Raw genomic sequence first — 10,225 nt, 5'->3', positions numbered from 1 at the left:
CCCCTACTCAATCATGCCTTACCAATCACCGATCTCTCCTGGCCGCTCCTGGTACGAAGACACCGCGGGACCTAGACCCGAACACCCAGCCCTTGACGGCGACCGCCAATGCGATGTCGTCATCGTCGGCGGCGGCTTCACCGGCCTGTCGGCGGCGGCGCATCTGGCAAAGGCCGGCAGCAATGTCGTGCTCGCCGAGGCGCATCGGTTTGGCGACGGCGCTTCCGGGCGTAATGGCGGTCAGCTCGGCACCGGTCAGCGCGCCTGGGCCGAGGAGCTGGAGGCGGAATACGGCCTTTCCCGCGCCAAGGCGCTGTTCGACCTCGCCGAGGAGGCCAAGGCGCACCTGCTCGAATTCGCGGCCGTCAACAGGATCGAGATCGACTACATGCCGGGCCAGCTGTCGGTGGCGCACAAGCAGCGCTATGTCGACGACTACAAGGCGCATGCCGAGATCATGGCAAGCCGCTTCGGTTACCCGCACATTTCCTTCATGGACGAGAAGGAGGCGGCCGAGCGGCTGGGCTCGACGCGCTATTTCGGCGGCACGCGCGACACCGGCACTGGCCATATCCACCCGTTGAAGCTGGTGATCGGCACGGCGAAAGCAGCGGCCGAGGCCGGCGCGCAGCTGTTCGAGCGGACACCTGCGACCGGCATCGTCTCCAGCGGCGGCAAGGTGAGGGTCACGACGCCGAAAGGCACGATCACCGCCGACAAATGCCTAATTGGCGTCAATGCCTATGGCGGCACGCCCGAGCCGGTGAGCGCCGCGCACATCATGCCGATCGGCTCCTTCATCGGCGCGACAGTGCCGCTCGGATCGGAAACCACGGTGTTGCCGGGCGGCGAGTCGGTCGACGATTCCCGCTTCGTCGTGCGCTACTTCCGCAAGTCGAAAGACGGCCGGCTTTTGTTCGGCGGGCGCGAGGTCTATGCGGTCAACGATCCGAAGGACATCCACATCCATATCCGCCGGCAGATCGCGGAACTCTATCCGGAGTTGAAGGATGTCGAGATCACGCATGGCTGGGGCGGCTATGTCGGCATCACAGTGCCGCGCAAGCCATTCGTGCGCGAAGTGATGCCCAATGTCATCTCGGTCGGCGGCTATTCCGGCCACGGCGTCATGCTGTCGAACTTCTTCGGCAAGCTCTATGCCGAGACCGTGCTCGGCAACCGCGACCGGCTGAAGCTGATCGAGGATCTAAAGATCCCGCCCTTCCCCGGCGGCCGGCGTTTTCGTGCGCCCTTGCTGTTCCTGGCGCTCAGTTGGTTCGCCCTGCGCGACAGGATCTGACGCTGGGGAAGCACGGCCTGGAACGGAACTTCCGGCCTATCCGCCTGATTCCATTCGGCTGTTCGTGCCGCTGCGACATGTTGCAGAATCCTTAACAAGGGTGCAGAATTCGTTCCAAGGGCGCACTGATGCCACAATCACCGGCAAAAGATGCGGGTTCTGGGCTGTAAGACGGGGACTTTCGCGGGCCCGCCCGCTTGTGTTTTTGGGACCGATGCCGATCACCGCCGGACCTCCGGCACCGATCGAAAGAACGTCGGCCCACCTATTGGAGGTGGTTAGAGTGAACGAGCCCTTCAGTTTCGGCGCGCCGGAACGACGGCGCTTTGCAATGCAGTTTGGCTATGACATGCGGCCGTCGTTCTGGCAGGGCGTGCGGTCGAACTCGCATCTGGTGATTGCCGCCGTCGGCACCGCCGCGCTGCTTGGCGTGGCGGGGATTGCGCTGTGGCTGGCGCTGCCGGGCAGCGACCGGCAAGCGATCGCAAGCCCGGCGCAAAGCGTCCCGACAATCCCGGTCAGGACAACCAAGATCGCGCCCGCCAGCGCGAACGCGACGACGATGGCCACCGCGCCGCAGGCGGCGCGCAAGGCCGACGCGGTGTCGCCCGTGGTGGCCGCCAAGGAAGCCAAGATACCGGCGCTGGCGTCCAACGACCCGCGCTGGACCGCAACAGACACCAAGACCGCGTCCAGCGACCCCGCGCCTGCTCCATCCGATCAGACGGCAAGCCGACAGGCCGAAGAGACCGCCCAGTCATCCGACACGGCATTCGCCGAGCCGGCGGCTCAATCCGACGCAGCCGCATCGCTGTCCAAGGTGGCGGCGCCCGACGCGGCGCCGGCAAAGGACGATCCCGATGGCGCCAAGACCGCCGCCATTCCCGCGCCGGACCCGCAGACGCCGGAAGCGCAGGCATCCGCAGGCGACGATGGCAAGGCAAAGACCCAGCAGGTCAGTGCGGCCAGCACCGGACGTATTCTACGGGCCGTCACCATGCGGGCCGGCCCGAAACAGAAAGCGGCCGCGATGATCACCGTGCCCGCCAAGACCTCGGTGCAAGTCATAAGCTGCAAGAAGTGGTGCCAGATCGTCTATAATGGCAAGCGCGGCTGGATCTACAAGACCTACATCAAGACCGGCGCCTGAGAGCTTCATCGCCGCCGGTCAGCCACAGCAGCCGCCGAAGCCACTGCCATAGTCGGGCTCGCCTGCGTTTTCTGACATGGGCGCGATGTTCCTCGAACGGCACTTCGAACAGGCCGCATCCCTGGCATCCAGACCTTTTTCCGCAAACCGGGACCCAGCATTTGACGTCGTGGGTCCAGGCGAGCGCGATCCTCTCCAGGTGAAGGTTGGACGAGCTCTTTAGCAGGATCAATTCGCCCGGTACTGCCGTTCGCTTGATGTGGTCGGAGACTTGCTTGAGCGTTCGCAATTCGACGAACCGGCCGCCGTCGCGGTCGGCCTGGTCGGCGCCCGAGCGATGCGCATTGTCGCCGACATAGATAATCTGGCCAACGACCTCGCGCGCGGCGTTGTAGGCGTCACGGTACTTTCTGGTCGAACCCGCATAATCCGAAATCTGGCCGAGAACGATGCGTTTTCCAGCAACCTTGGCCTTGGCCACCATGTCGATGGCGAGGTTGATCGAATGCCAGGGAGCCTTGGCGGTGTCGACCAGGAAGTGCGGACCGCCATCGGTGACGAGCACCTGGCAGCGATTGATCAAGGGCTGGAACGTCGCCACGCGCGCCGCGACTTTTTCCGGCGGCACCCCAAGCTCCAGCGCGGTGGCGACAGCCGCCGCCGTCGGCAGCCATAGGTACTCGGCCGGAAACAGCGTCTGCAGGTCGAGCGCGCCGCCACGCCAGCGGATCCTGAGGCTCAGGGTTTCGGGATAAGCGGCCTGCGTGTCGGTGACACGATAGTCCGCATCTTCCGCCCGGCCGAAAGTGACGACGCGATGCCTGGTGCCCGAAGCCATGCCGAGCACATGCGGATCGTCGGCGTTGAGCACGGCAAGACCGCCGGGCGGCAGCGCGTCGACCAGGGCGCGCTTTTCCAGGGCGACGTTCTCCAGAGTCCTGAAACTGGCGAAATGTTCGAGGCGGACCATGGTGACGACCGCGACATGCGGCTGGAGCAGTTCCGCCATCGGCCTGATGGTGTCGACGCCATAGGCGCCTGCTTCGAACACGACATAGTCGACCTCGCCCGCTTTCCACATGCGCTTGTAGAGCGTGCTGGCCAGCGCATCGATGGCGTTGGCGAGAACCTGCGTGTAGACCGGGCGATGGCTGGCCAATATATGCCCGAGCAACGCCGCCGCGGTCGACTTGCCGGAACTGCCGGTGACGCCGATGAAGGTCGCCGCGCTTTTCGAACGGGCGCGCCATGCCCTGTAGATCTTGTGGCGGTGCCACAGGCTCTTGCGAATTTTGCGCAATCGGGCTTTCATCGCATGGCCACCCTGCCCCCTCGACAAGCCTTATGCCGTTCCCGGGCGGCTCGTCAAATCCTGGCCGCGCCTACCGCAGGCGTTCAGATGCAGCGGCCGCCATCGACCTCCAGCGCCACGCCGGTGATGAAGGCGGCCTCGTCGGAGGCGAGCCAAAGTGCGGCATTGGCGATGTCAAGCGGCGTCGACAGGCGGCCGAGCGGGATTGAGGCGCGGAACCTCTCGCGGATCTCCGGCGTGTCGGCGCCCATGAATTTCTCCAGCATGCCGGTCTCGCCGGCGACCGGGCAGAGGCAGTTGACGCGGATGTTTTTCGGCGCCAGTTCGACCGCCATCGACTTGGTGGCGGTGATCGCCCAGCCTTTCGAGGCATTGTACCAGGTGAGGCCGGGCCTTGGCCTCAGCCCGGCGGTAGAGGCGGTGGTCAGGATGACGCCGCCGCCCTGGCGCTCCATGATCGGCACCACCGCGCGCGCCGCGTGGTAGATTGCCTTCATGTTGACGGCGGTGATCAGATCGAAGGTCGCTTCGTCGACGTCAAGCAAGTCGCCATTGCGGTGCGTATAGCCGGCATTGTTGACCATGATGTCGATGCGGCCGAAGGCGCTTTTGGCGGCGTAGATCATCTCATCGAATTCGGAGCGCTGCGAGACGTCGGTCTGCGTCCAGATCGCGTTGTCGCCGATCTCGCCGGCCACGCGTTCGGCGCCCCGGGCGTTGAGGTCGGCGACGACGACCCTGGCGCCCTCCTCGGCAAAGCGCCTGGCCATGCCCTCGCCGAAGCCGGACGCGGCGCCGGTGATGATGGCGACCTTGTTTTCCAGACGCATGGTTTTCCCGCCCATTGAGGTCTTCCCGGATTTTCGGAGGCCGCCGCTCGGCTGCCCTGCGAGGACTCCCGCAGCGGCATGCCGCGACGGATTTCTTCCTTAGCTTTCGTCACATTCGCGTTCTATGTTGCAGCCGCGAACGCTGCCGGAAGCCTCGCTTGCCGACAAGCCCCCGGGTAGCGTCAGTGTCAAGGCCACACATGAGACCCAATCGACATCCAGCGATTTGTCCTTACCTGTGACACCATGGCACTGGTAAATTTAAATCGATTAGAATATATCAGCCCCGCACCTGAGCGCGGCGTCTAAAGCGGACAGACCATGACCAGCCAGATCATCCCCGTCGATCCTTTCGACTTCATCATTTTCGGCGGCACCGGCGACCTGTCGGAACGCAAGCTTCTGCCCTCGCTCTATCATCGCCAGCGCGACCATCAGTTTTCCGAACCGACCAGGATCATCGGCACGTCGCGCTCCAAGATGACCGACGCCGAGTTCCAGGCCTTCGCCAAGCAGGCGATCTCGGACCATGTGAAGCCCGCCGACATCGATCCGAAGGAGCTGGAGACGTTCCTCGCCCGGCTCTCCTATGTCCCGGCCGACGCCACCACCGGCGCCGGCTTCGACAAGCTGAAGAAGGCGATCGGCGACAGCGACCGTATCCGCGCCTTCTACCTGGCCGTGGCGCCGGCACTGTTCGGCGACATCTCGCACAAGCTCAAGGAACACAATCTGATCACGCCGAACTCGCGTATCGTGCTGGAGAAGCCGATCGGCCGCGACCTCGCCTCGGCGCGCACGCTCAACGACCTGGTGGGCGACGACTTCCACGAAAGCCAGATCTTCCGTATCGACCACTATCTCGGCAAGGAGACGGTGCAGAACCTGATGGCGTTGCGCTTCGCCAACGCGCTCTACGAGCCGCTGTGGAACTCGGCCAATGTCGACCATGTGCAGATCACGGTCGCGGAAACCGTCGGCCTCGAGGATCGCGTCACTTACTACGACAAGGCCGGCGCGCTGCGCGACATGGTGCAGAACCACATGCTGCAGCTTCTGTGCCTCGTCGCCATGGAGGCGCCGTCGTCGATGGACGCGGATGCCGTGCGCGACGAAAAGCTGAAGGTGCTGCGGGCGCTGAAGCGCATCAACGGCAACGAGGCGCCGAAGCACACGGTGCGCGGCCAGTATCGCGCCGGAGCTTCCGCCGGCGGGCCGGTGAAGGGGTATGTCGAGGAGCTCGGCAAGGACAGCAATACCGAGACCTTCGGCGCCATCAAGGCCGAGATCGCCAACTGGCGCTGGGCCGGCGTCCCGTTCTACCTCAGGACCGGCAAAAGGCTGGCGACCCGCGTCTCGGAAATCGTCATCGAGTTCAAGCCGATCCCGCACTCGATCTTCGGCGACAGCGCCGGGCCGATCTTCGCCAACCAGTTGGTGATCCGGCTGCAGCCGGACGAGGGCGTCAAGCAGTTCATCATGATCAAGGATCCGGGCCCGGGCGGCATGCGGCTGCGCCAGATCCCGCTCGACATGAGTTTCGCGCAATCCTTCGACGGACGCGCGCCCGACGCCTATGAGCGGCTGATCATGGATGTGGTGCGCGGCAACCAGACGCTGTTCATGCGCCGCGACGAAGTCGAGGCGGCGTGGAAATGGATCGACCCGATCCAGAACGCCTGGGAAAACGCCAGACAAGAGGCGCAGGGCTATACGGCCGGCACGTGGGGGCCATCGGCCTCGATCGCGCTGATCGAACGCGATGGGCGGACATGGCACGAGAGCAATTGAGCGGCGCCTATCACTGGAACAGCTTCGCCGATCGCCAGGAACTGGCGGCGGCGCTCGCCGGCCATGTCGCGGCACGGCTGACCAAGGCGGTCACCGAGCGCGGCACGGCCCTGCTTGCCGTCTCGGGCGGCACGACGCCGGCGAAGTTCTTCGCCGCGCTGTCGCGGATCCCTATTGCCTGGGACAAGGTCACGGTGACGCTGGTCGACGAGCGTTTCGTACCGGCCTCCTCGCCGCGCTCGAATGCCAGGCTGGTGGCCGCCAACCTGTTGCAGAACGCCGCGACTGCGGCGCGCTTCGTGCCGCTCTACCATGAAGCGGCAAGCATCGAGGATGCGGCGCTGTCCGACAATGAGGCGCTCAGGTCGCTGCCCTGGCCGCTCGACGCGGTCGTGCTCGGCATGGGCGGCGACGGCCATACCGCCTCGTTCTTTCCCGACGCCGACGATCTTGCGCGATTGCTTGATCCGTCCTCGCAACGGATCGTGCTGCCGGTGCATGCGGCAAGCGCCGGCGAGCCGCGGCTGACGCTGTCGATGGCAAGGATCATCGGCGCCGGCTTCATCGCGCTGCATATCGAGGGCGCGGAAAAGCGCAGCGCCTTCGATAGCGCCATGGGATCAGGCGCGAGAAAGCCCATTCGCGCCGTGATCGAGGCGGCGCCCAGAGCCGTCGAGGTTTTCTGGGCGCCCTGATTTTGACCATACCGAGGGTCCCGGCTGCCGGAAAGTTCAGGGACCCCGCCTGAAAGGACCGTTGCCATGACCGCCAGACGCGACATCGAAGCCATCACCGAGCGCATCCGCCAGCGTTCGAAAGCCGGCCGCGAGGCCTATCTCGGCCGCATCGCCGAGGCCTCGGGCCGCAGCGCCAACCGTGCGGTGCTGTCCTGTGGCAACCTCGCGCACGGTTTTGCCGTGTGCAGCCCGTCCGAGAAGGTCGCGCTCGGCGGCGACCGGGTGCCCAATCTCGGCATCATCACCTCCTACAACGACATGCTGTCGGCGCATCAGCCATTCGAGACCTATCCGGCGCTGATCAAGGAAGCGGCGCGCGAGGCCGGCGGCATCGCGCAGGTGGCCGGCGGCGTGCCGGCGATGTGCGACGGCGTCACGCAAGGCCAGCCCGGCATGGAACTGTCGCTGTTTTCGCGCGACGTGATCGCCATGGCGGCGGCGATCGGGCTGTCGCACAACATGTTCGACGCCGCCGTCTTCCTCGGCGTCTGTGACAAGATCGTGCCGGGGCTGGTGATCGCCGCACTCACCTTCGGCCATTTGCCGGCGGTGTTCGTGCCAGCCGGGCCGATGACATCGGGCCTGCCGAACGACGAGAAGGCCAAGGTCCGCCAGCTCTATGCCGAAGGGAAGGCAGGGCGGGCCGAACTGCTCGAGGCCGAATCCAAGTCCTATCACGGGCCGGGCACCTGCACCTTCTACGGCACCGCCAACTCCAACCAGATGCTGATGGAGATCATGGGCCTGCACACGCCAGGCGCCTCCTTCGTCAATCCCGGCACGCCGCTGCGCGACGCGCTGACCAGGGAAGCGGCGCGGCGCGCGCTGTCGATCACCGCGCTCGGCAATGACTATACGCCGGTCGGCCGCATGATTGACGAGCGCTCGATCGTCAACGGCGTCGTCGGCCTGCATGCGACCGGCGGCTCGACCAACCACACGATCCACCTGATCGCCATGGCCGCCGCCGCCGGCATCGCGCTGACCTGGCAGGACATCTCGGACCTGTCGGAAGCGGTGCCGCTGCTAGCCCGCGTCTATCCGAACGGGCTTGCCGACGTGAACCATTTCCACGCCGCGGGCGGGCTCGGCTTCCTGATCCGCGAACTGCTCGACGAAGGCATTCTGCACGAGGATGTGCAGACGGTGTGGGGCGAAGGCCTACGTCCCTACGCGGTCGAGGCCAGGCTCGGCGCCGATGGCGGCGTGGTGCGCGAGGCCTCGCCGTTGGAAAGCGGCGACGAAAAGGTGCTGGCACCTTTCAAGAAGGCGTTTCAGCCGACCGGCGGCCTGAAGGTGCTTGGCGGCAATCTCGGCCACGCGGTCATCAAGACGTCCGCCGTGAAGCCGGAAAGGCGCGTCATCGAGGCGCCTGCAAAAGTGTTCGACAGCCAGCAAGGGCTGAACGACGCCTTCAAGGCCGGCACGCTCACGGGCGACTTCATCGCCGTCATCCGCTTCCAGGGGCCGAAAGCCAACGGCATGCCGGAGCTGCACAAGCTGACCACCGTGCTCGGCATCCTGCAGGATCGCGGCCAGCGCGTCGCGCTGGTGACCGACGGGCGCATGTCGGGCGCTTCCGGCAAGGTGCCGGCGGCGATTCATGTGACGCCGGAAGCGGTCGAGGACGGCCCGATCGCCAGGATCCATGACGGTGACATAATCCGGCTCGACGCCGATGCCGGCACGCTGGAAGTGCTGGTGCCCGGCGCGGAATTCGCGCTGCGGCGCACGGCGGATGCCGACCTCATCGGCAACGAGTTCGGCTTCGGCCGCGAGTTGTTCGCCGGGTTCCGGCAGCTCGTCGGCCGCGCCGACCACGGCGCCGCCGCGTTCGGCAACGCTTGAGTCGACAATTCCATCCAAGAAAAAGGGGCGGCTCAGCGGCCGCCCCTTTTTCTCCAGGAGACGGAAGCGCTGCCTATTGAACGGTGATCTCGGCGCGTTCGCCGGCCTTCACCGTCACCGGCGTCTCCTTGTCCTGGCCCTGATCGGACGCGTGGCGCACGACGACATAGTCGCCTGCCGGAATGGTCTGCTGCCAGCTGTCGCCATAGCTCAGGCCGAGCGACTTGCGCTTGCCCTCGATGTCCTTCTTCGACGACAACACCTCGATCGAGTAGGCGCCGGGCGCCGACATGGCGAGCACGCCGGCGTCCAGCGTCACCTTGATGTCCTGATTGTCGCCGGCCTTGATGCTGAAGGGCTGCTCGACCACGGCGATATCGAACGTGGTGATCGCGACATAGTCGTCCGGCGGCAGCCAGAACTTGCTGTCCGGCCCGTAAGAGTGCTCGACGCTTTCGCGCGTGCCGTCGATCTTCTTCTTGGCCTTGACGATCTCGAAGCCGATGCCCGAATTGTCGGCCTTGTCGCCGCCCGCCGTATAATAGGCGTTGAGCACGGCATGACCGACGCCGACGACGACATCCTTTTCGACGGTCTGCCCGGCGGCCAGTTGGACGGTCTCGGTCACCGTGCCGGCGCCGATCTGCACCGTCACCTTCTGCTCGCCCGCGGGCACGGTGGCCCTGGCGTCGCCATAATGGGTGGTGCTGCCGCCCGGATAGGCGAAATCGACGCGGGCCTCGCCGCTGATCTCGGCGCCCTGGCTGGCGTGCGGATGGATGACCAGCGTGCCGGCATTCAGCGTGAACAGCGGCTTGTAGACCTGGCCGGCCTCGACCTTGAGCTTCTGCTCGACCTTGGCCTCGTCGGCGCGACCGACGACGATGTAGTCGCCCGGCTCGAGATGGGTCTTGAGCTCGCCGTACTCGGTCATTACCTGATCGCCGCGCGTGCCGTCGGCGTTGGCCTTGTAGATCTCCCAGGCATTGCTGTTGTCGCTGATGTCCGGACCGCCTTCGGCCAGGATGACGCTCGGCATGAAGTTGAATTCCGGCTTGGCCGGTTCCGGAGCCGGCGCTGGGGCCGGAGCAGGTTCGGGGGCGGGTGCCGGGGCCGGCGCCGCCACGGTCTCGACCAGCGCTTCCTGCAGCGCCTTTTCGTCCGAGGCCTGGATGTACTTGCCGCTGGTGTTCTCGGCGAGGCAGGCGATCTGCTTGCCTTCGTCGGCGGTCAGGCCGAAGCCGACGACGTCAGCGG

General features: G+C 65.6%; 8 protein-coding genes. 5 read left to right on the top strand and 3 right to left on the bottom strand.

Going from position 1 to position 10,225, the window contains the following annotated elements:
- Positions 1-13 precede the first annotated feature (13 nt).
- Complete coding sequence (locus EN781_RS15235) at positions 14-1,300, top strand: FAD-binding oxidoreductase (protein WP_126056461.1); 1,287 nt, start codon at positions 14-16, stop codon at positions 1,298-1,300.
- A 283-nt stretch (positions 1,301-1,583) separates the two neighbouring features.
- The gene (locus tag EN781_RS15230; RefSeq protein ID WP_126056462.1) at positions 1,584-2,450 is read left to right on the top strand and encodes an SH3 domain-containing protein; all 867 of its coding nucleotides are present in this window, start codon (positions 1,584-1,586) and stop codon (positions 2,448-2,450) included.
- On the opposite strand, the gene EN781_RS15225 is transcribed toward EN781_RS15230, so the two are convergent.
- Positions 2,434-3,750 (bottom strand): Mur ligase family protein, encoded by a 1,317-nt coding sequence (locus EN781_RS15225; RefSeq protein WP_245492347.1) that lies wholly within the window; start codon positions 3,748-3,750, stop codon positions 2,434-2,436. The two genes, EN781_RS15230 and EN781_RS15225, sit on opposite strands and share 17 nt — an antisense overlap.
- 95 nt (positions 3,751-3,845) lie before the next feature.
- The gene (locus EN781_RS15220; RefSeq protein ID WP_126059239.1) at positions 3,846-4,592 is read right to left on the bottom strand and encodes an SDR family oxidoreductase; all 747 of its coding nucleotides are present in this window, start codon (positions 4,590-4,592) and stop codon (positions 3,846-3,848) included.
- Between the two features lie 321 nt (positions 4,593-4,913).
- Between EN781_RS15220 and zwf the strand changes: the two genes are divergently transcribed.
- The 3 genes from zwf to edd all read left to right on the top strand — a co-directional run bounded on the left by zwf (position 4,914) and on the right by edd (position 8,968).
- Entirely contained in the window at positions 4,914-6,383 is a 1,470-nt protein-coding gene (gene zwf / locus EN781_RS15215; RefSeq protein WP_127400110.1) for a glucose-6-phosphate dehydrogenase, read from the top strand.
- On the top strand, positions 6,365-7,078 hold the full coding sequence (pgl, locus tag EN781_RS15210; protein WP_126056464.1) for a 6-phosphogluconolactonase: 714 nt from the start codon (positions 6,365-6,367) through the stop codon (positions 7,076-7,078). The genes zwf and pgl overlap by 19 nt, the downstream gene beginning before the upstream one ends.
- A gap of 66 nt (positions 7,079-7,144) precedes the next feature.
- A complete protein-coding gene (gene edd / locus EN781_RS15205) occupies positions 7,145-8,968 on the top strand; it encodes a phosphogluconate dehydratase (RefSeq protein ID WP_126056465.1) in 1,824 nt (607 codons plus the stop codon).
- 73 nt (positions 8,969-9,041) lie between these two features.
- Here edd and EN781_RS15200 read toward each other — a convergent pair.
- A partial coding sequence (locus EN781_RS15200) for a hypothetical protein (RefSeq protein ID WP_189347592.1) occupies positions 9,042-10,225 on the bottom strand: 1,184 nt, incomplete at its 5' end.

The sequence above is a fragment of the Mesorhizobium sp. M4A.F.Ca.ET.090.04.2.1 genome, from assembly GCF_003999085.1.
In the GTDB taxonomy this organism is placed as follows: Bacteria; Pseudomonadota; Alphaproteobacteria; order Rhizobiales; family Rhizobiaceae; genus Mesorhizobium.
Note: the sequence above shows the minus strand (reverse complement) of the source record. Positions and strands in the feature narration are given on the sequence as shown.

What these genes read in the sequence shown, in the direction of transcription:
- EN781_RS15235 (WP_126056461.1), top strand. Translation starts at nt 14, where the DNA reads ATGCCTTACCAATCACCGATCTCTCCTGGCCGCTCCTGGTACGAAGAC.
- EN781_RS15220 (WP_126059239.1), bottom strand. Translation starts at nt 4,592, where the DNA reads ATGCGTCTGGAAAACAAGGTCGCCATCATCACCGGCGCCGCGTCCGGC.
- zwf (WP_127400110.1), top strand. Translation starts at nt 4,914, where the DNA reads ATGACCAGCCAGATCATCCCCGTCGATCCTTTCGACTTCATCATTTTC.
- pgl (WP_126056464.1), top strand. Translation starts at nt 6,365, where the DNA reads ATGGCACGAGAGCAATTGAGCGGCGCCTATCACTGGAACAGCTTCGCC.
- edd (WP_126056465.1), top strand. Translation starts at nt 7,145, where the DNA reads ATGACCGCCAGACGCGACATCGAAGCCATCACCGAGCGCATCCGCCAG.